General features: G+C 57.3%; 24 protein-coding genes, 1 tRNA gene and 2 pseudogenes. 11 read left to right on the top strand and 16 right to left on the bottom strand.

Annotation, left to right across the window (positions count from 1 at the left end):
* Window positions 1-7: 7 nt before the first annotated feature.
* The 4 genes from NVV94_RS21440 to ung form a co-directional block, all read right to left on the bottom strand.
* Entirely contained in the window at window positions 8-2209 is a 2202-nt protein-coding gene (locus NVV94_RS21440; RefSeq protein ID WP_258444357.1) for an autotransporter outer membrane beta-barrel domain-containing protein, read from the bottom strand.
* 351 nt (window positions 2210-2560) lie between these two features.
* A complete protein-coding gene (locus NVV94_RS21445; RefSeq protein ID WP_258444358.1) occupies window positions 2561-4549 on the bottom strand; it encodes a hypothetical protein in 1989 nt (662 codons plus the stop codon).
* Window positions 4550-4936: 387 nt separating this feature from the next.
* Window positions 4937-6823 carry a hypothetical protein gene (locus NVV94_RS21450; RefSeq protein ID WP_258444359.1) on the bottom strand — a complete coding sequence of 629 codons (1887 nt, stop codon included), beginning with the start codon at window positions 6821-6823 and terminating at the stop codon, window positions 4937-4939.
* A gap of 232 nt (window positions 6824-7055) precedes the next feature.
* The gene (gene ung / locus NVV94_RS21455) at window positions 7056-7751 is read right to left on the bottom strand and encodes a uracil-DNA glycosylase (RefSeq protein ID WP_258444360.1); all 696 of its coding nucleotides are present in this window, start codon (window positions 7749-7751) and stop codon (window positions 7056-7058) included.
* Between the two features lie 129 nt (window positions 7752-7880).
* On the opposite strand from ung, the gene NVV94_RS21460 reads away from it, so the two are divergent.
* Window positions 7881-8993: an enoyl-CoA hydratase/isomerase family protein gene (locus NVV94_RS21460; RefSeq protein ID WP_258444361.1), complete on the top strand. Its 1113-nt coding sequence runs from the start codon at window positions 7881-7883 to the stop codon at window positions 8991-8993.
* A gap of 27 nt (window positions 8994-9020) precedes the next feature.
* Here NVV94_RS21460 and NVV94_RS21465 read toward each other — a convergent pair whose 3' ends face one another.
* Window positions 9021-9488 (bottom strand): hypothetical protein, encoded by a 468-nt coding sequence (locus NVV94_RS21465; protein ID WP_258444362.1) that lies wholly within the window; start codon window positions 9486-9488, stop codon window positions 9021-9023.
* A gap of 299 nt (window positions 9489-9787) precedes the next feature.
* On the opposite strand from NVV94_RS21465, the pseudogene NVV94_RS21470 reads away from it, so the two are divergent.
* From NVV94_RS21470 to NVV94_RS21495, 6 genes and pseudogenes are all read left to right on the top strand, one after another.
* Window positions 9788-10396 (top strand): annotated as a pseudogene (locus tag NVV94_RS21470) (GGDEF domain-containing protein); the annotation flags it as partial.
* Window positions 10389-10613 carry a cysteine-rich CWC family protein gene (locus NVV94_RS21475; protein ID WP_258444363.1) on the top strand — a complete coding sequence of 75 codons (225 nt, stop codon included), beginning with the start codon at window positions 10389-10391 and terminating at the stop codon, window positions 10611-10613. The pseudogene NVV94_RS21470 and the gene NVV94_RS21475, both read left to right, overlap by 8 nt.
* A gap of 33 nt (window positions 10614-10646) precedes the next feature.
* A complete protein-coding gene (locus NVV94_RS21480; RefSeq protein ID WP_258444364.1) occupies window positions 10647-11339 on the top strand; it encodes a pseudouridine synthase in 693 nt (230 codons plus the stop codon).
* Between the two features lie 303 nt (window positions 11340-11642).
* Window positions 11643-12527: an alpha/beta fold hydrolase gene (locus tag NVV94_RS21485; RefSeq protein WP_258444365.1), complete on the top strand. Its 885-nt coding sequence runs from the start codon at window positions 11643-11645 to the stop codon at window positions 12525-12527.
* Between the two features lie 159 nt (window positions 12528-12686).
* A tRNA-Gly gene (locus NVV94_RS21490) sits at window positions 12687-12760 on the top strand.
* A gap of 360 nt (window positions 12761-13120) precedes the next feature.
* Window positions 13121-13453: a DUF3077 domain-containing protein gene (locus NVV94_RS21495; RefSeq protein WP_258444366.1), complete on the top strand. Its 333-nt coding sequence runs from the start codon at window positions 13121-13123 to the stop codon at window positions 13451-13453.
* Between the two features lie 97 nt (window positions 13454-13550).
* Here NVV94_RS21495 and NVV94_RS21500 read toward each other — a convergent pair whose 3' ends face one another.
* Window positions 13551-14882 carry a hypothetical protein gene (locus NVV94_RS21500; RefSeq protein ID WP_258444367.1) on the bottom strand — a complete coding sequence of 444 codons (1332 nt, stop codon included), beginning with the start codon at window positions 14880-14882 and terminating at the stop codon, window positions 13551-13553.
* 201 nt (window positions 14883-15083) lie between these two features.
* A complete protein-coding gene (tnpB, locus tag NVV94_RS21505) occupies window positions 15084-15368 on the bottom strand; it encodes an IS66 family insertion sequence element accessory protein TnpB (protein ID WP_258444368.1) in 285 nt (94 codons plus the stop codon).
* Between the two features lie 259 nt (window positions 15369-15627).
* Here tnpB and NVV94_RS21510 point away from each other — a divergent pair, with 259 nt between their 5' ends.
* Window positions 15628-16182 (top strand): magnesium transporter, encoded by a 555-nt coding sequence (locus NVV94_RS21510; protein ID WP_258444369.1) that lies wholly within the window; start codon window positions 15628-15630, stop codon window positions 16180-16182.
* A 52-nt stretch (window positions 16183-16234) separates the two neighbouring features.
* Here the strand turns inward: NVV94_RS21510 and NVV94_RS21515 are convergent, their stop codons facing one another.
* The 5 genes from NVV94_RS21515 to NVV94_RS21535 are packed head-to-tail and all read right to left on the bottom strand — an operon-like array spanning window position 16235 to window position 21267.
* The gene (locus tag NVV94_RS21515) at window positions 16235-16552 is read right to left on the bottom strand and encodes a cytochrome C oxidase subunit IV family protein (protein WP_258447774.1); all 318 of its coding nucleotides are present in this window, start codon (window positions 16550-16552) and stop codon (window positions 16235-16237) included.
* Window positions 16553-16578: 26 nt separating this feature from the next.
* Window positions 16579-17292, bottom strand: coding sequence for a heme-copper oxidase subunit III family protein (locus NVV94_RS21520; protein ID WP_258444370.1), 714 nt, complete (start codon window positions 17290-17292; stop codon window positions 16579-16581).
* A gap of 6 nt (window positions 17293-17298) precedes the next feature.
* A complete protein-coding gene (locus NVV94_RS21525) occupies window positions 17299-17982 on the bottom strand; it encodes a cytochrome c oxidase subunit 3 (RefSeq protein WP_258444371.1) in 684 nt (227 codons plus the stop codon).
* Window positions 17979-19754, bottom strand: coding sequence for a cytochrome c oxidase subunit I (ctaD, locus tag NVV94_RS21530; protein ID WP_258447775.1), 1776 nt, complete (start codon window positions 19752-19754; stop codon window positions 17979-17981). The genes NVV94_RS21525 and ctaD overlap by 4 nt, the downstream gene beginning before the upstream one ends.
* A gap of 49 nt (window positions 19755-19803) precedes the next feature.
* The gene (locus tag NVV94_RS21535) at window positions 19804-21267 is read right to left on the bottom strand and encodes a cytochrome c oxidase subunit II (RefSeq protein WP_258444372.1); all 1464 of its coding nucleotides are present in this window, start codon (window positions 21265-21267) and stop codon (window positions 19804-19806) included.
* Between the two features lie 288 nt (window positions 21268-21555).
* Here NVV94_RS21535 and NVV94_RS21540 point away from each other — a divergent pair, with 288 nt between their 5' ends.
* The gene (locus NVV94_RS21540) at window positions 21556-21894 is read left to right on the top strand and encodes a hypothetical protein (RefSeq protein ID WP_258447776.1); all 339 of its coding nucleotides are present in this window, start codon (window positions 21556-21558) and stop codon (window positions 21892-21894) included.
* 61 nt (window positions 21895-21955) lie between these two features.
* Here the strand turns inward: NVV94_RS21540 and NVV94_RS21545 are convergent, their stop codons facing one another.
* The 3 genes and pseudogenes from NVV94_RS21545 to NVV94_RS21555 form a co-directional block, all read right to left on the bottom strand.
* On the bottom strand, window positions 21956-22204 hold the full coding sequence (locus tag NVV94_RS21545) for a hypothetical protein (protein ID WP_258444373.1): 249 nt from the start codon (window positions 22202-22204) through the stop codon (window positions 21956-21958).
* Window positions 22205-22370: 166 nt separating this feature from the next.
* Window positions 22371-23285, bottom strand: a complete 915-nt coding sequence (locus NVV94_RS21550) for a pyridoxal-phosphate dependent enzyme (protein WP_258444374.1) — start codon at window positions 23283-23285, stop codon at window positions 22371-22373.
* Between the two features lie 195 nt (window positions 23286-23480).
* Window positions 23481-23795: pseudogene (locus NVV94_RS21555) on the bottom strand (glycerophosphodiester phosphodiesterase family protein); the annotation flags it as partial.
* 181 nt (window positions 23796-23976) lie between these two features.
* Here NVV94_RS21555 and NVV94_RS21560 point away from each other — a divergent pair.
* Window positions 23977-25008 carry a DUF4917 family protein gene (locus tag NVV94_RS21560; RefSeq protein ID WP_258444375.1) on the top strand — a complete coding sequence of 344 codons (1032 nt, stop codon included), beginning with the start codon at window positions 23977-23979 and terminating at the stop codon, window positions 25006-25008.
* 42 nt (window positions 25009-25050) lie between these two features.
* Here NVV94_RS21560 and NVV94_RS21565 read toward each other — a convergent pair whose 3' ends face one another.
* Window positions 25051-25710: a metalloregulator ArsR/SmtB family transcription factor gene (locus NVV94_RS21565; protein WP_258444376.1), complete on the bottom strand. Its 660-nt coding sequence runs from the start codon at window positions 25708-25710 to the stop codon at window positions 25051-25053.
* Between NVV94_RS21565 and NVV94_RS21570 the strand changes: the two genes are divergently transcribed.
* Window positions 25697-26773 (top strand): MFS transporter, encoded by a 1077-nt coding sequence (locus NVV94_RS21570; RefSeq protein ID WP_258444377.1) that lies wholly within the window; start codon window positions 25697-25699, stop codon window positions 26771-26773. The genes NVV94_RS21565 and NVV94_RS21570 overlap by 14 nt on opposite strands.
* Window positions 26774-26797: the final 24 nt, after the last annotated feature.

Here is a 26797-nt window from a genome sequence, read left to right on the forward strand (position 1 = left end):
TGGCCGTTTACCAGAAATACCGGACACCGATGTTCACACCGTAGGGCTGCTCGATATTCTCGCCATTGCTGTAGTCGAAATCGGCATGCACCTGGAAGCTCTCCGACAGCGACGCGGCCACACCGACACCCAGTTCCGCACGGGAGCCGGACAGGTCGTTGTTGAACACATTGTTGTTGACCTGCACCTCGTTGTTCTTGGCAAACTCGTGTGCATAGGCGGCCTTCACGTAAGGCTGCACATTACGCCCCTGGCCCAGATCGAAGGTGCGCCCAACCGTGGCCCCGACCTTGCCCAGCAAGGAACGGGTGCGGTCGCCTTCGGCATTCAGGCCATTGCTCAGCGCATAGTCCCTGGACTGAATCACCACAGCCGACAACTGACTGAACGGTTCGAGGAAGTAGCCATCATCGAGCTTGATATGGCGACCGACTTCCACCGACCCACCCACACCGTGATTGTCGTAGTCGCCCTTGGCCCGTTCACCGTCACTGAGTGCTACTTTCGCGTTGTTCTGGAAGCGGTTGAACTTCAGCACACCGTCGAAGTAGTACCCTGTGTCCGCGTCGAGCCAGGTGGTATAGGCACCGGCATAGTAACTCTCGACCGTCCCCGAAGTACCCCGGTTCAGGTCCAGATCCGACTTGCTATGCCCTGCCAGCAGCCCCACCAGCCATTGCCCGTCGCCGACCGGCAACGGCGCATCGGCGCCCAGGGAAATGCCCTGCTGGGTTTGCTGATAGCCCACCCCGGAAGCATCGGCGACGTTGTACTTGTTGCCATAAGTACGAATCCAGCCACCCGCGCGCTTGCCGCCGCTGTAGCGCAATTCGCCCATGCGGCTGCGCAGCGAAGACAACTCGCCATACCAGACGGTCGGCGCCGTGTTGAACAAGGCCAGTACCGAACGGGTGCCGGGACTCACGGTGCGGGTTTCGCCGTTCAGATACCAAGCGTTGCCATCGCGCGCCAGGTCGTAGGACCAGGCACCCAGATCGACCGGGCCATTGACCAGACTGAACTGTGCATCCCCTCCGCCGGTTTGAACCACCCGCATACGCTCGACCGCCGCAGGCTCGGTTCCGCTGCTGCTGATCAACAGGCCGTGATTACCTGTGGCCGTGCCGGTTACATTGAGGCGATCGCTTTCGCCGGTGGCGAAGTTCGAGGCCATCACAAAGGTGCCATTGCCCGACAGGCTGCCGACGTTCAGCGTATAGAACGCCTGCGGGTCGCCGAATGAAACACGGCCACCGTTCAAGGCCAAACTGTTGAGCTCATTGTCACCCGTCAAGACCCAGGTCGCTTCGCTGTTGATCGCCAGGCTGGTGACATTGTCCATGCGCCCGGTGAGTATCGACTGGTTGCTCAGCACTACATTGGCGGTACTGCCCGGCGCCGCGATCACGTCGCCGGTCAAGGTCGCCTGATCGAGCGTGAGGTTGGCGGTGCTGGCGTCCGCTACCTGTATGTTGCCAGTCAAGGCAGCATTATTGACGCGAAAAGTCGCGGTGGCTGCGCCAGCCACCTCCAGTACATTGCCGTTGTTGCCGGTCAGGGTTGTGCCATTGAGTACGGCGATTTCGGCGGTTACACCGTCGTTGACAAGGATCGCCGCACCGTTTTGCCCGACCACAGTAGTATTGTCCAGGCTCAACACAGCGCCCTGATCGCTGGCCGAAGTGTCCCGACGCATTAATATGCCCTGTTGGGCACCGGTGATGCTGCCCCCGGACGCCGTCACCCGCCCGCCCAGGATATTCACGCCATTACTGCCTGCGCCGGTTCCGAAAATGTGCGAATCGGTCAAGCGAATCTGACTGTAAGCAGAAGCCGAGGCACCGACCGTACTCCCACTGATAGTGCTGTTACTGACCACCGCGGTAGAGCCGGTGGTGGTAGAAATCACCCGTGCGGCGAACAATCCGCCCCCGGCCGTATTGGTCACTCGGGTACCACTAAGATTGGCTTGACTGTTGCTCAAGCGAATACCGGCAAGCGCCGAGGCGGAGACCGCTCCCCCCGCCAGGTTCAAGGTCGATCCCGTCGTCACTTCGATATCTTGAGTCGAGGCGCCCTGTGCATTCAGCGTGCCGCCATTGATGACCTGATAACTATTGGTTGGCGTCGTAGCATCAATGTTCCTGACTACACCGTCTACGACCTCTGGCGCCGCATCAGCATACTTGCTCAACAACGACAGTGGCATTATCGCCAGCACCGTGAGCAATGTGCGGAAACACGGCCAGGTGAAACGCCTGATTCGATTTCCCTGCATGTTAAACAACCCTATTCTGCTGATAGAAACATCTCGAAACCTGATGAGCTCTGTCACTACTGACCCTCAAGTTCCAAGCGGCGCTGATCCTACAGGCTAACGTAGGATAGATATGTAGGAAAAATCCTATGCAATTAAGAGCAAATCCGACATCGACGATCGCTCGATCATCGCAACCTTGGGTGGCACCCAAATTTCCTTTTGCAAGAGCGATCAACTTTAATTATCCGGAAGTAGCCTGAAGGAAATTCCTTCAGGCTACTTTTATTCCAACATCCAGACTCAATTAGTCGGACCGCAAATGACCCCGCCCGGTTTTACTCGACTGAAGTTGACATAGTTACTTTCCGACATACCGGCCACATCACCCGCTTTCATAATATGCCAGCGAGCTTCGATTGATCCATCGGTCACCAACGACAGATGAGGGCTGCCCCACGGCACAATAACATTCGCGGTATTACTACTGGCGTCCGTTGCAGTAACTCGGTACTCAAAAGTGCTTCGTGTCGCTTCGACAGGATTCATAGGCGGGCCGTCCGCAGGGATACGGACGCTATGCATCACCCAATGCACGGTGATGAGATCGTTCTCGCTCAGGTTTGTGTAATTGATCCGAACCGTCACCCCATTGATCCAGGGAGTGTTGCTGCAGTTTATGATATTAAGCGCCGTGTTCCGCAGCGGGAACGTCGGCAAGGTCAGATCTTCAAGGTTATTCACCGACACCTCGACCTTCGTATCGGGCGACTGTTGGTAGTTTTCTGCTGTCAGGTTCGCGTAGATCCGATAGAACGCGGGAATCGAACCATTACCAATCGTCTCGATGGTGGCGGATAGCAGCGTAACCTTTACTTCGCCAGCATCTATCTCACCTTGGGTGATTGAGTGCGCAGTACCGACAGGCGTTGTGATGTCGTTATAAAAAACCCGAATGACTTCACCGACGTTAATAGGTGTATACAACGGGACAGTAATTACCGCGTCCTTGCCTTTTTCCGCCACCGTCAGTTTGTTCGGTTCGGCAGCACCGTCACCCAGGACCACCAGGAGCTCGAGATCGGGGTTGACCGGATTCGGCCGCTCCGGATTCACCGGCCCGATCACGCTCAGGTCAACAGGCACCACCAGGACTTCGGAGGGGTCAGACTCTATATTGCCGCGATAGACCTTATAACTGACGTTGGCATCATAGAGGTCGCCGAACTGCGAAACCGTTGTCCAACTTACCACTACGTTGTCGGCGGGATAGATAAACTCCGGCTGCACCGCGCCATTCCAGTTGACGACAATCCTGTCGCCCGGCAGAGCACCCGTGTACGAGTCAACAAACACCAGTACGCCATCAGATGCGTCCTCAAGGTTGACCGGCGACTCTGGCACCCTCGGCGGCCCTAGATCAACAGGTGACGAGATCAACACAACCTCGACTGTCTCCCTGATGGACGGCTGGCTGACATTGCCCGCCCGGTCCTGCAGGGTGTAGTAAATGGTTCGCACGCCCTCACCGGCGGCCTCGATGGCTGCTTTCGGAACAGTGAACTTATGGGGTGGAGCAACCGGGATGACCTCATCGGTAACAATCCTGTTGCCGTCTCCCCAGTAAACGCTGAAGGTGTCGCCAATTCGGTAGCCAAAAACGCCCGGGATGGTCAACTCGACACCATTATTGGTATTCAAATATTCGATGGTGATCGTTTTAGGGCGCGGTAAATCGGCGGGCAGTTCAATAAGCGTGGGCGGGCTCCCCAAGGCGGGGTCTTGGGTATCGACAAAATAGAAGGCCGGATCGGAAAGTTCTTCGTTCCCGGAGGTAGCATCGACCACTGTATAGGTGATCATATGTTGGCCATGGGTATTGGTATGTACACCTGCCGGAATAAAAAGCTCACCGGTCCAACTATCGTACGGTGGTGTGACAGTCTGCCGCCCCCGTTCGACCCCATCAATCAAGAAGTAAATGATGTATGAAATTTCTGCTACATCAGGCCAAAGCGGCACCGTCACATCCAAACCATATTCCCTCTCTGCCTTGGGCAGCAGGTTATCCTGGTTATCACCGTTATCAGGTAATGTATTCCTGAAGCTCAGTACATCCAGTGCTGCAACCCCGATCGCTCTTTCGGCCAGTTCACGTAATTCATCCGACAACGAGGCAGGTAATACCATCTGGGTCCGCGGGCGGTTTGTCGCCCTGGCCTGGCTTTCCTTAATTGCAATTTGCGTTTTCAGCTGTTTGAGTTCGCTGGGAACTTTCTCGTAATCCGACATGCTGCAATCTCCCTATATGAAATAATACGCTCAACACATCCGGGACTACCCAAAAACATCCCCTTGATGCTTGGTTCAGTAAACAACTTTTTTCCAGGCCGCACACCTATCAGAAATGACAGGTGCGCGAATGAAAAAAGTGTGCTCTTGCCCACCAGAAGCAGGGGCGTACTCAACACAGAGAAATATATGGCCTTTAACAATAAAAGCAGCCGCTATAAGTCCAAAACGTTCTTCAAATAATAAATCGAACGATAGTGGACTGCCGCCCTGCCCACTTGGGAGCGGAGGTTTTTTGAAATGCAGAAATGTAAACCCGGCACGTCGCCATAGCGAGTGCCGGGAATAGGGCTTCCTACAAGAGCGTTGCGCTCTTCGTCGCTCTACTTACCATGTCGGATCCACCCTTAAGATATCTCCCATGCATGGCTCCGTCGCGCCTGGTCGCACGAGGGAAATCTTGAGCAATGCGGCTGGCGCCGTGCCTGGCGTGCCATCAGCCTTGGTCAGCCTATAACTGGCCAACGCCGAGCCATCCTGCAGCCCAAGAGGAAGGACCAGGGTGTCAAACGGCAGCACATTGATCACGGCCCCTTCGATCGCTTCGGTGGCCGATAGCGTTTTTTCGAAAACATGTGCGGCGCCTTCGATAGGTTGCTCGCCGTTCTCGGTCCTGCAGAGTTGCCAGGACAGCTCGATCAGATCCCCTTCGGACAAACGCACAGCATCGCCAGGCACCTTCACCTTGATGCCTTCCCACGGTTTGACGGCGCAGTTGACCCAGCCCCAGAGCGTGGCATCCGGGAAGCTGACTTCCTTGAGCCCTTCAACCACCGTCACCGCTACCCGCACCAATGTCTCCCGCGCGCGCTGCCGGTTAATGCCATTGAACGTCCAGTAATACACCGGCAAGGCCGAGCTGTTGCCGACCGACTCGACAATTGCCCAAGGCACCGTGAAGGCAACCTCCTGCCCACCGACATCGCCTGGCCGCACCGTATAGGTGGCGGCAGTCGAGGGGTACGCTCCCCAGTACAGCTCCAGTACCTCGCCTGCAACAGGGTTTTCATACAGGGGCACAACCACGCGAGCATCGCGACCATGGTCGGCGCCTGTCAGGACGTTATCTCCCGTACTGCCTTTGACCACCACCCGCTCGAGCTGCCGGTTGACAGGTTCAGGGCCTTCGGGGTCCGGTCCGGCGACCGTCAGGTTCACATTGAAGCTGATCGACGGGGAGTTTTGCGCCGGCTGGGCGCCTCGCCTCAATTGGTAATACACCGTGCAGGGCACTTCAGCGGCAAAGCCATCGGCAGACAGCACAGCCCATTGCACCGGAATCTGCAATGGCCACACCGGGTTGACGCCAAGCGTAACAGGCGGCAAAGGCCGGCCGTTCCAAAAGGCCTGGATCACATCCCCGGCGATGGCCTCCTCGATCCGCGGAATATGCACTTCAACCCCAATACGGGCATCGGCCAGGTTGATCAACCGGTCCGGCACAGCCTGCGGCACGATCGGGGCCGGCAAGAGGATCGGCACTTCCGACAACCGGACTTGTATCGCCACCGGAGGAGAGGAGTCATTGCGGTTACCGGCTCGGTCGACCAGCACGTAATAGGCGTTAAACAAGCCGTCGCCTTTCTCTCGAATGACATCACCGCCGTAGGAAATTTCGATCAGCTCCCCCGGGAGCAAATGTCCGGGCCCTATGGTCAAGCTTCCAACAGGTTGAGCCTCCGTTGAGGTCAGCCCCCAGTAGAATTCGACCCGATCTTGCAGGCGGATATCGTCCCAGCGCGGCACTGTGGCGTCCACCCGATCGAAATGGGCATCCAGATACGCCTGTGTCACCCCTTGGCTGATAACCTCGGGATCGAACTCCAGCACCAGGCCGGGGTTATCGCCATTGGGTGCTCGGTGGTCAATATTGACCTTGATCGCGTGCGAGTCGGTAGGGTTACCGTTGTTCAGCGTCACTCTGTAGTTCAGAGAATGGATGCCGGGGGTATTGAAAAGGGTCGACTCAATGGTGCCGATGAAAGGAAAGTCGACGTCAGGAAGGAATGGCGCGTCCAGGTAATAGGTTTCGACGACTCCCCCTCTCCAGAGAAACTCGATAGTCGTGCGATCGCCTGGATCGTTTTCGTAATTCAGCCATGCTTCTGTGATTTCCACCCGCAAAGGCTGCCCCTGAAACGTCACCGGAATCAGATAGGCGTCTTCTTCGGGTAGTAACTCTAGTGCGTCCGGCACTTTCGGTGCATCCAGCAAATCGTCCGTGGGTCCTGCACTTCGCGATCGGGGTTTTCTCTGTGACATGTCAGCTCTCCGTGAGTAAACCGGCCAATGGCCGTCGACCTTCCGATGTGGTCACTGACCACTGAAAGAGTTACACGAGGTATTAAAAGCTCAAGCCACAGAGGCCGATACTGTCAGAAATGATAGGTCTCCCCTTCAACGCCCCCGCAATCCGACCGGCGGCACGAAGACAAACAGGTAAGCCCTAGAGCGCAGGCAATTTCCAGTCAATCGGCGTCAGCCCATTCTGTTCGAGGAACTTGTTGGCCCGGCTGAAATGCCCGTTACCGATAAAGCCGCGATAGGCCGACAGTGGCGACGGATGCACCGAGGTCAGCACCAGATGCTTGGTCGCATCGATCAGCTTCTGCTTGCTCTGGGCATGTGCCCCCCACAACAGGAAGACCGTACTGGACTGATGCTCACTGACGGTCTCGATGACACGGTCGGTGAAGTGCTGCCAGCCTTTATTGGCATGAGAGGCGGCAGTGGCCCGCTCCACGGTCATGGTGGTATTGAGCAGCAGCACGCCCTGCTCGGCCCAGGACTGCAGGCAACCATGGGTCGCGATGTCGATGTTCAGGTCGCGCTTGAGCTCTTTATAGATATTGAGCAGCGACGGCGGCGTGGCGGTGCCCGGCTGGACCGAGAAGCACAAGCCATGGGCCTGGCCCGGGCCGTGGTAAGGGTCCTGCCCCAGAATCACCACTTTGACCTTATCCAGCGGCGTCGAATTGAGCGCGTTGAAAATCAGCGGTCCCGGCGGGAAGATCTCCTTGCCGGCGGCATACTCCTGGCGCAGGAAGTCACGCAACTCAGTCATGTAGGGTTGGTCGAACTCGGCACGCAGCGCATGTTTCCAGCTCGGTTCAAGTTTGATGCGGTCGTCGTCAGTGGTCATGGGGTCACCCGTAAAACAATGCGCGGACACTAGGAAAGCTCGCGGTGCTTGTCAATTGATCCGACCGATAACCAACATATTCTCTGACAGCGTACATACTTGGTAGCCACTAGCCGATAGGGGGCCACGATGAACCTGGAATTCGAAGAACTCACCGGTGTCGACGGTGCACGCATTGGTGTTGCCACGCTGGATGTCGAAAAATCGCTCAACGCCCTTTCGCTGCCAATGATCGAGGTGCTGAGCGAGCAGCTCCAGGCCTGGGCCCTGAGCCCTGAGATTGTCTGCGTATTGCTGCGCGGCAAAGGCGACAAGGCCTTTTGTGCCGGCGGCGATGTGCGCAGCCTGATCGAAGCCTGCCGCCACCACCCTGGTAACGTCCCGCCGCTGGCCGCCCACTTCTTCGCCGCCGAATATCGCCTCGACTACAGCCTGCACACCTACCCCAAGCCGTTGATCTGCTGGGGCCACGGCTATGTACTGGGCGGCGGCATGGGGTTGTTGCAGGGCGCCAGCATTCGCATCGTCACCCCCAGCAGCCGGCTGGCCATGCCGGAGATCAGCATTGGTTTGTACCCGGATGTCGGGGCCAGCTGGTTTCTGACGCGCATGCCGGGCAAGTTGGGCCTGTTCCTGGGGCTGACCGGTGCCCACATCAATGCCCGCGATGCGCTGGACCTGGGCCTGGCGGATCGATTTCTGCGTGAAGACCAGCAAGCGAACCTGATCGAAGGCTTGTTGCAATTGAACTGGCAGGAACAGACCGCCATGCAACTCAACAGCCTGCTCAAGGCCCTTGCGCAAGAAGCGCAGCCGCTGTTGCCCGAAGCCCAGTGGCTGCCTCGCAGGCAGCAGATCGACAACCTGCTCGATGTCAGCGACCCGGTCTGTGCCTGGCGCGCCATCGCGCGCCTGCAGCAAAACAGCGACGCCACCTTGAGCCGCGCCGCGCGCACCCTCGTCGAAGGCTGTCCGCTGACCGCCCATCTGGTCTGGCAACAGATTGTCCGCGCCCGGTATCTGTCCCTGGCCCAGGTGTTCCAGATGGAATACACCATGAGCCTCAACTGCTGCCGCCACCCGGAATTCAGCGAGGGGGTGCGCGCACGACTGATCGACAAGGACAACAAGCCGCGTTGGCATTGGCCGGACATTGCCAGCATTCCCGAGGCCGTGGTTCAAGCGCACTTCGCCAAAGCCTGGGAGGGCCGCCATCCGTTGGCGGATTTATCGGCGTATTGAGGGTCGAATGCTGGCCGGCACCTGCTTTTACCAGTGCTGGCCGCGGTCCAGACGACCGTCGCGGTTGCGGTCGTAGCTTCGCCGGCCGTGGTCCGGGCGACCATCGTGGTTGCGGTCGTAGCGATGCCGGCCGTAGTCCGGGCGACCATCGTGGTCGCGATCAAAATTATGCCGCGATGGCCCATGGCGGTAACGTGGGTCATACCCTCGCCCCGGGTAATGCTTGTAACCCGGCCCCGGTGCCGGACGGTAATAGTGAGGCGTCGGACGGTAATGCGGCGTATGCCGGTAGTAGTGAGAGGGTGGTGCGTAGTAGTAGCGTGGCTGAGGCGCTACATAATAGCCATGGTTGTAGGGGTAATAAGAGCGATACCCCGGATAGTCATAACGATCGGCGCTATAGACTTCGGCTCGGTAGTAGCCGGAACCTCCATACGGTGCACAAGCAGTCGTCAGCAAACCCAGCAACACTATCAGCAAAAGTCGGCGATACATGGCGGCCTCCTGGACCGCGAAACTGCCCATCCCAGCGGCGCTGGTCGGCGTCGATCAGTAGGTGCTCATCGACATAGGATCAGACATTGAAAAGGGTGTGCGGTGCCCTTTCCGAAATGATTTGATACAAGCAGCCATGGATCCAATTTGAGGGCACCGCTGTCGCCCTCCTCCACAATTCCCTTATAGAAGATGCAGTTATTTTCCAGCCACCCCACTAGAATACCGCCACCAGGAATCTGCCAACGGACTCGCTATGCCGCTTCGTTTCGCGCTGTTCTCGCAACGGTCTCTCGTTATCGCTGTACCTGAACCTGCTGATCTGCGCGCTGGTGACGCTGGTGGTGCTGTGGCTGCTCAATGGCGTGATTGGCCGCTTTCAGTCGCGCCTCGAAGCGCTGGCGACCCAGGACAGCCTCACCGGCCTGCCCAACCGCCGTGGTTTCGATCTGCTTGCCGCACAAGCATTGAACGAAGCACAGCGCGAGCCCAAGCCGCTGATGACGCTCATGCTCGACCTGGACCATTTCAAGGAGCTCAACGATACCTACGGCCACCTGGCCGGCGATGAAGTGTTGCGCAGCTATTCGCGGGTGCTGGAAAATTGCCTGCGCGACTCCGACATCATTTGCCGCTGGGGCGGTGAAGAGTTCATTGTGTTGCTCAAGAATACCGACAGCCACAACGCCCGGATGATCGCCGAAAAAATTCGCCGGCAAACCGAGCAGCAAATCTTTACCCATGCCGGCAAGGACATGCACGTGACCACCAGTATCGGCTTGACCACACTGCAGCCCGGCGACACCCTGGACAACCTGCTCACCCGCGCCGACCATGCGCTGTATCGGGCCAAACAAAGCGGACGCAACTGCGTCTGCGTCAACATGCCGAAGTCTCACTATGAATGACACCGCCCTCTGCCCCGCCTGTGGCGCCAGTAACAGCTGCACCCTGGCCGACCCGCGCACCGCCGCCCAGCCTTGCTGGTGCTATGGCGTGAGCATCGATCCGGATGTCCTGCAAGCCTTGCCCGCCGATCTGCGCGACCAGGCCTGCCTGTGCTCGCGCTGCGCCCGGGTCGAGGCGCAGCTGCAGGCAGCTGCCAAAGGGGCATCGATCCCGTAAGCTAGCGGCCCCATTTTTTGTCAGCCAACGTCCATGCGCGTCGACCGTTTTCTCAGCAACCTGCCCCGCTTCAACCGCAAGCAAGTACGCTTGCTGTTGGTGGCGCGGCGCGTGCGCGTCGACGGCATTGCCATCAGCGACCCTCATCACGAGGTGCGTGAGTTCAGCCGGGTCGAATGCGACGACGAAGTGCTGCAAGAGGGTCGCCCCGCGCGCTACTTCATGCTGCACAAGCCCATGGGCTGTGTCAGCGCCACGGTCGACCCCCAGCACCCGACCGTGCTCGACCTGATCGACGAGCCGGATAAGCAGGACTTGCACATCGCCGGTCGCCTGGATTTCAACACCTCAGGCCTGATGCTGATCACCAACGACGGCCAGTGGTCGCGACGCCTGACCCAGCCGCAGACAAAACTGCCGAAGATTTACTACGTCGAGACCGAGCAGGACATCGGCCTGGAGTACATAAAAAAATTTCGCGAAGGTTTTTATTTCGCCTTCGAAAACCTGACTACCCTGCCCGCCGAACTGACCCTGCTCGGCCCGCGCCGCGCACGCCTGAGCATCGTCGAAGGGCGCTACCACCAGGTCAAAAGAATGTTCGGGTTCTTTAATAACAAGGTCTTACGGCTGCATCGCGAGAGCATGGGCCCGCTGCGTCTGGACAGCGACCTGGCGCCGGGCTCCTACCGCGCCCTGACGCTTGAAGAGGTCGCGCGAATGTGAGCGCCTGACCGCCTGGCAGAAACCTTTGCCCGAATTAACTTGCAGGTTCTGCCCGACCCTGCTTGAATCAAATCGCGAGTCCGGATGTGACTTGCGAGTCACCCATGCATTCTAAGAAACCTTTTGTCGACCATCGGTGCCTTGAAGCTACCGAGGCTCGGCAAATCGCCCGCCTATAACAAAACTCGTCGACCAGACTCCAGCGGATCGACAAGGGCCCTCTCTTCAGGCGTATGCCTACCTGTCATAAAGAACGTGCAAGCTTGGTTGCGCGAATACCCGCTTTCGCCAGGAGTCGATGACATGAGGCCAGAAATTGCTGTGCTTGATATACAAGGTCAGTATCGGGTTTACACGGAGTTCTATCGGGCAGACGCCGCAGAAAAAACCATCATTCTGGTTAACGGCTCAATGGCCACTACCGCATCCTTCGCACAGACCGTGCGCAATCTTCATCCGCAGTTCAATGTGGTGGCCTACGATCAGCCCTACGCTGGCAAGTCCAGAGTGCACAACAGCAACGAACGGTTGCTGACCAAGGAAGAGGAAGGCCAGATCCTGGTGGAACTGATCGACCACTTCGCCGCCGACCACGTCATGTCCTTTTCCTGGGGCGGTGCCTGCACCCTCCTGGCCCTGGCACACAAGCCACGGCGCCTGAAAAAGGCCGTGATCAGCTCGTTCTCGCCGGTGATCAACGAACCGATGCGCGACTACCTCGAAAAAGGCGTGCGCTACCTCAGCGCCTGCGATGGCTATCGAGTCGGCAACCTGGTCAACGACACCATCGGCAAGCACCTGCCGTCGCTGTTCAAGCGCTTCAACTTCCGCCATGTCAGCAGCCTGGCCGACCACGAATACAAGCAGATGCACTTCCACATCAATTCGGTGCTGGAGCATGACTTGGGCAATGCCCTGCATGGCGCCAAGGTCGTCGACATTCCGGTGCTGTTCATGAATGGCGAATGGGACGAATACACCTCCGTCGAGGATGCCCAGCTTTTCGCCAAGCATGTGCGCAACAGCCACTTTTCCACCATCAGGAGTGCCGGCCACTTCCTTGATATGGAAAACAAGTCCGCTTGCCGCGACAGCCGTAACGTACTGCTGGATTTCCTCAAACCCGCTGCCAAGGAAACCCGTGTTCGTTACCAGCACATCCAGGGCCAACATGCACTGGCTATCTGACGTAAATGGTTGCCTGTAGCACAGCTCTCTGCATCGACGCCTGACCGGCACAAGGAAGATGCAGCACCTGGCGCTACCGGCAACCCGCATCATTGTTTGATCGCAACAAGAAACGCTTCAAATCGGGCCTGACATCTGGTACAAAGTCAGCCGTTGCACGCGGGTGTCGTATAATGGCATTACTCCAGCTTCCCAAGCTGATAACGAGGGTTCGATTCCCTTCACCCGCTCCAGCTTCCCCTCCTCTCTCGATGCGATAAAGAACGAATGGCCTGATGGCCTTTTTTTTCGTGTGGAGAAAATCCTGTAACGAATGCAGCCTTGTGCCTTGGTCATGTGGGCGATAGTCTTCGCTGGTCGCTGACTTATTCAGCGATCGGGCGTCGCGGCCCGAACCAATAGGCGCACAAGCGCCCCCATTACGATTGCAGGCGCTTTTTCAATGCCCGCATTTTCGTTCAATGGTGGCTGTGCGTGGGAGACCTTCGGGTCTGCCGGGTTCCTATTGTCCGGTCCGCGAACCTGCGCACAGCTGCCACCCTCCATCGTTTCGCGGCGATCAGTGGTAGCTCCTCATCAATAGGAGATACATCATGATAAAAATCGTTCCAGATCCACCTCCAACCGATAGCAACACTTCTGCGTCCAAGCCCGCTGGCACCCTCATCAAAACCGTCAACACCCCTTTCGGCACCTGCGATGCCGGCCACGAGCCGCTGTTCGCCGTATGCGCCGGAATCAATGCCGAAGATGCACTGGTGCATGCCTCACTGCTGCTCAAATCTGCAGGTGATTGCGCCTCCAAAGCGTTGGACAGTGAGGGTGGTACTGAAGAAGGACTGCTCTGGTCCACGATGCATTCCATCGAAGCGGCCAAGGCTTTGGTAGATGCAGTGGTGGATGGTGCTGAGGTTCACAAAACCTAAACCAACCCCCTCGTTCCCGCGTGCCGTAAAGGAAAAGCGTGGGAACGAGGAATGAGATTTAGCCAATGAACCAACATATCGATTCAGACTTCGACGACTAGCTGATCGCTACGCTAAATGTTTCCGGATTGAGCCTCACCAGCTCATCCAGAGCACCATTAGTGTCGAAGCCCGCACGGATGAGTCCCGCGAATTGCTCCATCGCCCAAAATGAAACATTCCTGCTCAGTGCGCCCTGCATGAAGTTGTTGGCTACCCCGTGAACCTCCCCGGTACTCGCTTGCACGCTTAGCTGGGCAAATATGGCCAGTGCCTGCTTCCCTTCTGTGGATTCGTCAATTTCAAATAGCGTCAGAAACGCCACTCCCAGCGAGCCGGCTATGTGAAGCTCGGGGCGCTCCCAATATCTGTCTATACCGCCTTGCTTTTCGGCCCTTTCGATCTGCTTACGAATTTTGTTCGGAATCGTCGCTGCCGCCTTGTACCGGTTGTAATACTCTCGGTTCGCGAGACTCGCAGCATCCCGGACGACCTTCCACATGATGAACCACAGCTGGGAAACACTGTACGTGTGCAACCCGAAACGCACGGTGGCCCGGATTTTTTCAATATCCTCATAGTCGAGGTCGTGGCTGTAAACCCTGCACTGCTCCATCAGATATCGAAGCACGTCTCCCACTGCATAATCGAGCCAGAGATTGGTCATTGCTTCGGAGTCTGTGAGCTGTCGCTCGGTGATGGTCTCCAGAGCCTCAGCGCCTCTGCCCAGCGACTCATCAGCAGGGAGGAAGAATTGGAGTGAGCTCGGTATAGCTTGCAGTTTTTCATCTTGGAGATAGTAGGTGCCCGATCTCGCTGCTTCCGGATCGTCGAAAATGACACCTCCCCTGAAGAGGCGCGTCAGATATGACGTGCCCTCCCAAGGTGCCAGCGCCTCGCAGTCGTCTTCAGTAAACGTGCCATGAGCGAGCCGCGGTGTGATCAGAGCGTCGATGGCAAGGAGGATAAAGCATTGATCATCTGTTAGATCAGCATATGAGATCGACGCGGTGCGCATGTAGTCGATCCGGGTAGCCAGCTGATTCTGCAGCTCAACCTCCGCCACCCGACGCCGTTCAAGCTCCTCTAGCCGCAGGATCTCTGAGCACGCCTCACAGGGTGCCTCTGAAAGCTGGAACTGCTTTTTGACGTCAGTCCGACTGGTAATTAATATCGGGCCTTCACACTTGCGGCAGGCTTGATTCTCATCGAATGCATGGCAAAACGTCCAGACATACTTGGCAATCAGGCCGGACTGTGTGACTTCGCGAAATGGGACAAGCTCGCTCACTTTTTCCAAATACCCACCATCTTCATTCATCGCCCAGTAGCGCGTAGCCAGCGCTATTTCTTCCGGGTCTTGAGTCTGAAACTCCAGCCTAACTGTCATTTACGACACCTCTCAATATGCTGCGCCCACCCACAGGACTGGGCTGGGCTTCTTCGGGAAAACGGACAATGCAAGCGAAGCCAGGCCGGTCGCGATACCCTACCGCGCCGTAAGCGGCCATCGAGTTGATCAAGAGAAGTGGCAGAAACCATGGCGTCGACTGTGCCCGATTAGTAGTTCGGGGTAAGCCAGCCATTTCCTTTAAAGCATGCGGATAATTCTGTCAGGCCCTAGTCGCTGCCAGGGAAGATCGATCAGCAGCGCTCGAAGCAGCGCGGGACTCAACTGCGTACCCTGTTGGTGGCCGGGCCAGACGAATCGGCCTTTGTGCAGGCGGCGTGCAGCCAGCCAAATTCCTAGGCCGTCGTGAACCAGCACTTTCATACGGTTATCACGGCGATGGGCAAAGAGGTAAGCGCAGTGCGGCTGCCCCGCACCAAAGACCGCCACGACGCGGGCCAGCGCCGTTTCAGTGCCAATGCGCATGCCAGTTGGCTCGGTGGCGATCCAGATGGAGTCGATGCGGAATCATTGCGTCAATCCGTGAACGAATCACCACAACGATCATCACGTCTGGTGTTTAGATCTTGACGCTGCCAGCCCTGCATGCTAACGAGTGCTATACTTCTTTCGGATTGCATGAAGTGTGCAACGTTCCCCACGGGCACAGATACCGACTGCAAATCCAAGTGAACAGCTGCAAGACATGGGAGGTCTACAGCAAACACGAGATGGGAGGTGTGGCATGAATCGACACTATTACATCAGTGACAATCTCGACGATCTTGAAGCCCTTGAAAATGAATTGGAAGCCAACGGCATCAATAGCGAACAAATTCATGTGCTCAGTGAACAAGTTGCTGATGTTGAAGAACATCACCTCCACGAAGTTAACTCGTTAATGAAACAAGATGTTGTTCACTCTGGCGAGATTGGTGCGGTGGTCGGTGTGCCACTCGCGGCGTTGGTCCTTGGCGGCGCCTATTGGCTGGGCTGGACCGAATCCGCCGCAGGCTGGGTGCCTTTTATCTTCCTTGCCATTATTATATTTGGCTTCTGCATCTGGGAAGGCGGTTTTTTGGGTATCCAGATACCGAACGCTCACTTCCGCAATTTCAAAAAGATTGTAGAAGAAGGCAAACATATCTTCTTCGTGGATGTTGAGCCGAATCAGGAATCGGTATTGGACCGGGTAATCGAACATCATCCAATGCTGAAGATCGCCGGCACGGGAACGGCAGCCCCCCACTGGACTGTAGCCTGGCTGCACAAATGGCATCAGTTCAAGCGAACGATATAAAGCCATTGATTGCGGGTTAGCCCCTGGAGGCTTTAGGCCATCTGGAAGTTTATTATTGGCCGAAGAAAATTACCCGACTGAGGAACACATAGTCCGCCTCGGTGGCCATCAGTCCGACGAGCACCAGTAAACACAAAGGTGGCACCAATATGGCGTAGACCATGGCCAACCGTTCCCAGGCCATATGCATGAAGATAGAGACAATCAAACCTGCCTTCAACAACATGAACGTGATAATCAGGGACCACCTGAGGTAGCCTTGGAAGTGAAAATAGTCGACAAGATACGAAAGCGTGCTGAGGACGAATAACAGCCCCCAAATTTTAAGGTACAAACTGATTGGATGTTGCTGACCCTGAGCATGCGCCATCATCAGTGTTCCTCTTCAGCTCAGACCTACCACAAATAGAAGAAAGCAAAAATAAACACCCACACCAAATCCACGAAGTGCCAGTAAAGCCCGGCTATCTCGACGTTCTGATAATTTCCGGAGCGCTCATAATCTCCCCGCAATACTTTCAGCGCCACAATTCCGAGGTAGATGACGCCGAGTGACACATGCAGTCCGTGGAAACCGGTAATCATGAAAAAGCTGGCACCAAATTGTGCCGCCCCCATGGGGTTCCCCCAGGGACGCACCCCTTCTGAGATGAGCTTGCTCCATTCAAATGCCTGCATACCGACGAAGGTTGCACCCAAGGCAGCGGTCGCCAGCATCAGGGCAGCGGTTTTCGCGCGATCACGGCGATAGGCGAAATTGACTGCCATGGCCATGGTGCCGCTGCTACTGATCAGCACAAAGGTCATGATGGCGATCAGAATAAGTGGAATTTCACTGCCGCCGATCGTCAATGCGAACACTTCACTGGGGTTCGGCCAGGAGGCGGTGATGGTCATGCGTACCGACATGTAGCCGGTTAAAAAACAGGTGAATATAAAAGTATCGCTGAGCAGGAATATCCACATCATCGCCTTGCCCCAGGGGACCTGCTTGAAAACCTCTCTATCCGAGGCCCAGTCGCTGGCGATGCCCTGCCATCCCGGTGCAGGGGGCGAGCTTGGTGGATTGGATGAACTGGGCTCGCCTGGGGCTGATGGGTGCGATGCCATGGCTTTTCACCTCAGGCCGCAGAATCTGGCGATGGCTTCATAGGTTTCCGGCGTGCTGGTCAGCAGAGCGAATAGCACGAACCAAAGACCCAGTAGGTAATGCCAATAGATTGCACAAAGCTCTACGCTGCCACTGAGTTGCGGCAACGGCACGCGATGCAGGAATTTAGCGACGGTTCTGCTCCAGGCTATCAGCCCGCCCAGCAGGTGGAGCCCATGCAGGCCGGTCAACAGGTAGAAGAAACTGTTGGCCGGATTGCCGGCGACAAAGTAGCCCCAGGCGACAAATTGCTGCCAGATCCAGAGTTGCCCCGTCAGAAAGGCAATTGCAAATAGGCCCCCCAATGCAAAGCCAATGACAGTTGCGCCCAGTCGACCTTGTCGGGCGGCCATACGCGACCACTGCAGTGCGATGCAACTGAATACCAGAAAAGCCGAATTCAGCCATAGCTGCCAAAGATTGGCTAACGGCGCCAAGGGCTCTGTCAGGGGTTGCCAGTCGGCCATTTGTGAGCGGGCGATAAAGGCGATCAGGAAGAGAAAGAATAACGAGCTCACCACAACCAGAAACAAGCGCAGGCCCAATCTTGCGGTTTGGCTTCTATCGGCAGCCTGAATACCCTCAGGGTAGCGACTCCAACTGCCGCCTGGGTCATTGCCGTCGGCGTTTCTCAATAGCAGCCTGTTCATGTTTTAACGTCCGCTATCCTGGTTCCGGCGCTGAGTTGCCGCATTTGCTCCAGCTCCTCGGCGGAGACCGTTTGCGGAACGAAATCCTGTTCTATCCCCGGCACACTGTAGTCATAGGCCCAGCGATGCACGACCGGCAGCTTCGCTCCCCAGTTACCGTGTATCGGCGGGGTGTTCGGCGTTTGCCATTCCAGACTGGCCGCGCCCCAGGGGTTACTGCCTGCGGGCTTGCCTTTAAATACACTCCAGGCCAGGTTGAACAGGAACAGCAGTTGGGAAACGCCGACGGTCAATGCGACCACCGTAATGAAGGCATTCAACTCTTGCGCCGACTGCGGGATGAACTCGTAGCCTTGATAGGCGTAGTAGCGACGGGGCATGCCCAGGAAACCCAGGTAATGCATAGGGAAGTAGATGAGGTAAGTGCCCAGAAACGTAATCCAGAAATGCAACTTGCCCAGCGTGTCGTTCAGCATGCGTCCGGTTACTTTCGGGAACCAATGATAAATGGCGCCGAACACCACCAGTATCGGTGCAACGCCCATGACCATATGAAAATGGGCTACGACGAAATAGGTGTCCGATAGCGGAATATCCACGATCACATTGCCGAGAAACAACCCGGTCAGACCGCCGACCAGGAAGGTGACGATAAAGGCCAGGGCAAACAGCATCGGCACGGTCAGATGGATGTCGCCCCGCCACAGGGTCAGCACCCAGTTGTAGACTTTCAGTGCGGTCGGCACCGCGATGATCAAGGTGGTGATGGCGAAGAAGAAGCCAAAGTACGGGTTCATTCCGCTGACATACATATGGTGTGCCCAGACCACAAAGCTGAGTACGCCAATCGCAATAATGGCCCACACCATCATTCGGTAGCCGAAGATATTTTTACGAGCATGCGTGCTGATCAAGTCGGAGACCAGACCAAACGCGGGGAGAGCAACGATGTAGACTTCCGGGTGGCCGAAGAACCAGAATAGATGCTGGAATAATATTGGGCTGCCACCTTGGTGATCGAGCTGCTGCCCCAGCGAGATGATCGCCGGCATAAAGAAGCTGGTGCCCAACAGTTTGTCAAACAGCATCATGACCGCACTGACAAACAACGCCGGGAAGGCCAGCAAGGCCATAATCGAGGCCATGAAGATTCCCCATACGGAGAGCGGCATGCGAAACAATGTCATGCCGTGCGTGCGCGCCTGCAACACCGTGGTAACGTAGTTCAACCCGCCCATGGTGGTTGCGACAATAAAAATCGCCAGTGAGACGAGCATCAGTACGATGCCCCACTCGGTCCCCGGTGTCCCCTGAGTAATGGACTGTGGCGGATAGAGCGTCCAGCCCGAACCGGTGGGGCCGCCAGGGACAAAGAAACTGGCGAGCAACACCAGTACCGATAGCAGGTAGAACCAGTAACTCAGCATGTTCACATAGGGGAAGACCATGTCGCGGGCGCCCACCATCAGTGGGATCAGATAGTTGCCGAAGCCACCCAGAAACAAGGCCGTCAGCAAATAAATGACCATGATCATGCCGTGCATGGTCATCGCCTGATAGTAAGTACTGGCGTCCATGAACTCCAAACTACCGGGGAAGCCTATCTGCATGCGCATCAAGCCGGACAGCACCACGGCTATAAGACCCACGAATATAGCCGTCAAGGAATATTGAATGGCTATAACCTTGTGGTCCTGACTCCAGATATATTTGGTCAGGAAACTTTTGGGTTCGTGCAGTGCTTCTGTTTCGGCTTGCTCCGCATAGGCCATCACGTCATCCTCCTGCTGAAGTTTCGGTGTATTTCTGGCTGCTTTACGGCTACTTTCCTGGCTCCCCCTTGTTCGCATCAGCGTCGGCATTGGCTTTGGATTTAATAAAAGCGATCAGTGCGTTCAACTCCTTCTCGCTCGGAGCATAGGCCGGCATGACAGCTGCATAGCCCTTGACGATTACGGCACTGGGATTAAGAACCGAATCTTTTATATAGCCCTCATCGACCTTTATGCTCGTACCGTCGGCAAGGGTTTCTGTCGTGCCATACAGGCCCTGCCAGGTGGGGCCGACACCCTTGCTGCCATCGACACTGTGGCAGGCCAGACAGCCGAGCGACTCGGCCAACCGCTGTCCCTGCGCCGCCAGGTCGTCCGACGCTTGGCTGGCAGAAAGCTCATCCTCTTGCCGCGCGGCACCCAGTGATTTGATCAGGGCGACGATCGCACCCAGTTCATCTTCAGTGAGAGTATAGGCCACCATGACCGGCGGGTAGCCCTGTACCAGTCGGGCCTTCGGATCGAGGATCGACTCTTTCAGGTAGGCGTCATCGACCAGCACACTGGTGCCATCGGCAAGCGGTTCAGTGCGGCCGTACAGCCCCTTCCATCCCGGGCCGAGACTGGCACTGCCATCCTGGCTATGGCAGGCATTGCAGCCGAGGTTTTCGACCAACAGGCGGCCTTTTTCCAGCACGCTGTCCCCACTGGGCTTGGCAGCTGTCGTTAATGTCTGCGCAAAAGTCGGTTGGCTGTTCAGCCATTGATTGAAGGCGCCCTGTTCTTCCACGATCATATGGCCGCGCATGTTGTAATGACCTACGCCACAATATTCAGCGCAAAGGACTTCATATTTTCCGGTTTTAGTTGGCGTGAACCAAAAGTACGACACCATCCCTGGCACCATATCCATCTTGCTGCGAATTTGCGGCACATAGAAATTGTGCAGCACATCTTTAGAACGCAGTAATACTTTCACCGGCTGATCGAGCGGAAGGCGAATTTCATTGTTTTTTATAAGCACATCGTCCTGGCCAGCAGGATCCTTGGGATCAAGGCCCAGGGGGTTGGCGGAATCAACAAACCTGATATCCGATTTGCCCAGCTTCCCGTCCTGGCCAGGAAAACGAAAGGCCCATTGCCACTGCTGGGCGATCACTTCAAGCTCATAAGCATTATTCGGCACCCGGATGAAATCACTGTAGACAACCAGACCTGGCGCCAACATCCCGACGATACCTACCGAGGTAACGATAATTAACCATAATTCCAATTTTTTGTTTTCTGGTTGGTAGGCCGCCCTGGCACCCTCCTTGTGACGATAACGCATCACGGCGACCGCCATAAATACCGTGATGGCGATGAAAAATATTCCGCTAATGATCAGGGAGATGAACAGAGTGGTGTCTATTGACCCCCAGTTGGAAGCTGCCGGTGTCGCATGCCAGGGCGCTAATATATGGAACAGCACTGATGCAATAACGATTAGTATTAAGATAATTGCTATTGCCATTTTCTCTTCATCCTATTCCTGTTACTCATTGGCTATGCAAAAGCATCGCCACTAAACAGCATAGATTGAGAAGGCCAAGGCGCAGGGGCGGGCCGCCGAGCAAGGGAGGAAGGTTGGCAAGCGAGGCCCGGTTGCCAGCTATACTCAATTTCTGATTACGGACGGCAGAGATCGGCCAGAAGCGGCCCCAAAAGACGAACCCTGCCCATGCGTACTGGTCAGATAAGTGATGGCATTGAGAAGAGACAAGAGCTACAAAATCCAGCAGTCCACAACGGAGGTTTCGTCATGAGTACCTTGACGATCGAAGGCTGGTGCAAAGTCAGCGGCGCTCAAAAGTCCACCCCGGTGGGTGAAATCCATTTTTTCGTCGATGGCCCCCTCCAGCTGCGTCTGGAGCAGGCTGAAGAACGCCTACAGAAGACCCATGAGCGTGAGGCCATGGTCGATGTCGACATGAGCTCTTTGGATTTGATCATGCCAGAGGGATACGGCCCCTTGTCCGACTGCCAAATGCGCGTCTATTTGCACGACGAGCGCGGTCAGTTCCATTTGGTCGGGCATCGAGCGAGCGATGGAAGCTTGATCTATAGCAACGCGGTTTTGATTGATCAGCTGCTTCAGTAGCTACTAGGTGATTCTCGCCCCCTCGTTCCCACGCGTGGGAACGAGGGGCGGGCAAGGTCGATCAGGCAATCAGATCGGCAGTTTTCAGGCTGCTCACCCCGAGCAACTGGATTTCGAACTCAGCGGCCACGTCGGCGTCGGTGCTTCCGTACAGCATGCCGTTGGCGAACCGCAATTGCCCTGCCGCATTGCCGCTGAACACACTCGAACCGATAAACTTGAAGGCGTCGTTGAGTGTGGTCGCCAGGTTGGCGTCCAGGGTCGACAGATCGATCTTGTCGCTTTCGCCGGTTTTGAAATCGCCCAGCACATCGCGCAGGGCGCCAATAGGCTACCTTTACGCGATCTTCAACGCGAGAGGGCAGAACGCGTATTTTCGCCGGGGATGTGTTCTGCCGGGGAGATCGGCACAGGCGCCTTCAAACCTACAGGTCGCGCGTTTTCTGGAACGGGCTTGCCCGGTCTTCAGCCTTGCACTACTTCGCCCATTCGCGAATCTGCTCCAGACTCGCCGTCATCCCGCCACACACCACCACCAGCACATTCCGGTACCCAGCCAATTCCGGATTACGCTCATAAACCAGCGACAAACTCGCCCCACACGCCGGCTCGACCAATACACGGTGGTCCGCCAGAAACTGTTCACAGGCTGACAACGCCTCCCGGTCCGACACAACCGCACACTTGATCGGACAGGTTTGAGTGAGGTTGAACGCCTGTTCACAAACCTGCTTGGCCCCCAGTGAAGTTGCCACACTGGTGATCGCCGCCAGTTCGATCCGCTGCCCCGCCTTTACCGACTGAGCGAGTGAGGAGGCCCCTTCGGTCTCGACCGCAATCACCGGCACATGCCCCCAGCCATTGCGTTTGAGCCCTTCGACCATGCCTGCCAGCAAGCCACCACCACCCACCGAGAGCACCACCGCATCAGGTACGAACAGACCGGCCTGTGCCACCTCATCGATCAGTGTGGCATGGCCTTCCCACAGCAGGGGATTATCGAAGGGATGAAGAAAGGCATCGTCGGCCGTCAGCAACGATTGCGCATGGGCATTGGCTTCCATCCAGCTTGCGCCATGCACGATGACCTCGGCGTTTTCCTGGCGTATCAGCTCTTTGGCGCGCTCTGTCGTGGTATGCGGCACGACTACCGTGACAGGTATGAACAAGCGTCGCCCGGCATAGGCAACAGCGATACCGGCATTGCCTCCCGAAGAGGAAACGAAGCGCTTCTTGCCTTGCCTGGCGTAGACCTCGCAAGCCGCCCCTATGCCGCGGATCTTGAACGACCCGCAGGGTTGCAAGGCATCGAATTTGAGCCAGATGTTCTGCCCCGTGTGAAGACCGAGCGGGCGAGATTCGAGCAGCGGTGTATCGATGTGCAGTGGCATTGGATTTCCATATTCCGAGGGTGTGGCCTGACTGTGAACCATAAGCTGACAGGCCCGGCTTGGCTACAACTGCGTAGTGCTACGCCGCAGCAACCCCGGCAGTGCGTGATCGGATCTACTTTTTTCATAGGCCACCATACGGTTGTTTTTGTGATTCGCAGGCGCCGCAAAACGCTCGGCCCGTGGGGTCCCAAGCTAAGGGACCAGGGGTTGGGTTGGCTTGTCGTGGGAGGTACTGTTTATTGTGTATGGGCGTACCGGGCGGGCAAGAAAACGCAACAACTCGTCCGGACGGTTGGTGAATATCCCGTCTACTCCGGCGGCCATGACCTTCTGGAAATCCACTGGATCGTCCACGGTGTACACATGCACCAACAAACCCTTGTCATGGCTGAGTCGGTTCATCCACGGTTGCGCCAGGTCCGCGTAGCTTTGCTCGCCGCCGTGCACCAATGCAGCCGAGGGTCCGGTGCCGATCGCACCGATAGCTTTTGCAGCGTCGAGCCAGCCCTCGAACTGGAGGCGGTCGACCGGTTGGCTGTTACCCACACTGGCTTCCCTTTATCCGCATGCCGCAATCCTCGTCAGCGTCGTACCGAAACCCAGCATAGTCACCAGCGAAGATGACATACCGGTTGCATGGTAAAGTCGCGCCCTGCCCACTGACCCGATCGCGACTGACGAAAAAACCATGGAACTCGACCCATTCGATGCTGGCCTGTGTGCCTGGCCTGAGCTGAAAACCACCTGCAATTGCACGGGGCTGCTGGTGGGTAACGGCGCCAGCCGTGCAGTGTGGCGCAATTTCGCCTACGACTCGCTGTTCGAACGAGCCCAGCGGGTGCGCAACAAGCCCCTGGGCCAGACTGACCTGGCGCTGTTCAAGTCCATGGGCACGAACAATTTCGAGCAGGTGCTCAGCGCCCTCAACACCACGGTCAAGGTCAACGCCGCGCTGGCGATCAGTTCGTCCTCGCCGCTCAATCGTTACTACGCGATCAAGGAAGCACTGATCCATGCGGTGCGCAGCGTGCACATCCCCTGGAAGCTGGTGCAGCCGACCACCCTGCAAACGCTCAATGATGAACTGCGCAATTACCGCAGCATCTACTCGACCAACTACGACCTGCTCAACTACTGGGCGATCATGCACAACCCGGAGGGGTTCAAGGACCTGTTCTGGGCCGACAACGGTTTCGATGTCAGCAACACCGTCACCCAGGGGACTCGCATCCTGTACCTGCACGGTGGCCTGCACCTGATCAAGAACCTCGACGGCAGCACCCGCAGACGCAGCGCGACGGGCAGTCCCTTGCTCGACGGTTTCGCCATCAACACCCCGGGCGACGTGCCATTGTTTGTCAGCGAAGGCAATGCGCAAGACAAGCTCAGTGCTATCCGCGATTCGGACTACCTGACCTGGTGCTACGGCGAACTGGCCAGCCATGACGGTGCCTTGTGCATCTTCGGCCACAGCCTGGGTGCCGAGGATCAGCACATCATCCACGCGATCGAGCAAGCCGGTATCAAGACCCTGGCGATTTCGGTCTTCCCGCTCAGCGAAGCATCGATCATCAGCCAGAAGCAGCACTATGCACGGCTCTTCATCGGCCAGGGTGTACGACTGGAGTTCTTTGACTCAACGACCCACCCGCTGGGGGCGGCCGAATTGAATGTGCCGGTGGAGTTGCTGGGGCCGAGCAAGCGCAAGCGCTCGCGATGACTCGCTCTTAGCGATCTCCACTCTGCGTGGGAACGAGTTGTATCAAGCCGTAGGTGGGGTAATCCGATAGGCGCAGCGGCGCGAATTGCTGAGCATGTGCTCGACCCGCTCCACCCGCGCCTGCAGTGCTTGCTCGAACACTGACAGTTCCGCGCGACAGAATCCCTGGCACGCCGTGGCAGCGGCACAGATCGGGCAATGGTTTTCGACCAACAGCAGGCTGCCATCGGGCTGCTCGCTGAACTCGGCCATATACCCTTCGCGCGTGCGTATGGCCACCAGGCGGGCGACACGCTCGCGCAGGTCTGTGGCATCCTCGAGTTCGCGCACATAAAGATCGCGACTCTGTTGTTCACGCACATCGATCAAACGGTCGATGGCCTGCGGACCGAACGTCAACCGTACCGTCTCCAGCAGTTGCACGGTCAATTCCGAATGGCTGTCTGGAAATCGCGCATGCCCGGCCGGCGTAAGCTGCCAGAGTTGCACGGGGCGCCCTACCCCTCGCGTTTGCGAGTGCGCCTGGACCAGGCCGCTGGCGGCCAGTTTGATAAACTGCTGACGTGCAGCTTCGGCCGTGGTACCCAATACCCCAGCGGCATCGGCGGCCTGCTGTGGGCCACGGGTCTTGAGCAAGTGCAGAAGGCGCTCGGAAGTCGACTGGGCGGACTCCCTGGAGTTTTCCAAGTTGTTTGTTGACAAAATATTCGGCCCTGGATTCGCGCTCTGCTACTCGATGATCCAGTTGGTCTTTGCCCAGCACCTTTGGCCCCGCGCCATGGCGCTGGTTTCCGCCATGTGGGGGGTTGCGACCCTGGTTGGCCCTGCCGTGGGTGGCGTCTTCGCCGAAATGGAGGCCTGGCGGGCAGCGTTCGGCAGCCTGGTCCCGGTCACCCTGGCCTATCTGCTGTTGACCTGGTCAATCCTGCCAGACCGTGACCCGGCACTGGAGCAAACCGGCAAGCTACCGATCGTGCAGCTTTTTTTGCTGGCCGCGGCCGTGTTGGCCATCTGCGCCGGCAGCGTCTCGTCGCAGCCGGTCTGGAACGGTGCCGGTATCGCTGTCGCAGGTCTGTTGGTGTACCTGCTGATTCGCTGTGAATCGGCCAGCGAAATCCGCCTGCTGCCACGCGATGCCTTGCGCCCAGGCGCACCGCTTTTTACGCTGTACGCCACCATCGGCTTGCTGATCATTGGCATGACCGGCGAAATTTTCGTGCCCTACTTCCTCCAGACCCTGCACGGGCAGACACCGTTGATCTCCGGCTACCTGGCCGCGCTGATGGCGGCGGGCTGGACCTTCTCGGAAGTCATCAGCTCCGGCTGGAGGGAAAACGGCATGCGTCGGGCGATCATCAGCGGCCCGCTGATCGTGTTGATCGGCCTGCTGCTGTTGATGTTCACCACACCCCTCAACAGCGCTGGCGACTGGCTGATCCTCGGCCCGCTGTGCCTTGGCCTGACCCTGGTTGGCTTCGGTATCGGCCTCGGTTGGCCGCACCTGCTGACCCGTGTGCTGGAGGTTGCCCCGCCACAGGATCAGGATGCCGCTGCCTCCTCGATCACCACCGTGCAGTTGTTCGCCACTGCCGTAGGCGCCGCACTGGCCGGCATGATCGCCAACCTCGCCGGGCTTAACGACCCCGCCGGCCTGGAAGGCACCGCCAATGCCGCGCGCTGGTTGTTCGCCGCCTTCGCCCTGGCGCCGTTGCTGGCGATCCTCACCGCCCTGCGCGCAGCGACGATTACAGCGCACAACACCTGAGCGATACAAACTGTACGGATCACT

The sequence above is a fragment of the Pseudomonas sp. LS1212 genome, from assembly GCF_024741815.1.
In the GTDB taxonomy this organism is placed as follows: Bacteria; Pseudomonadota; Gammaproteobacteria; order Pseudomonadales; family Pseudomonadaceae; genus Aquipseudomonas.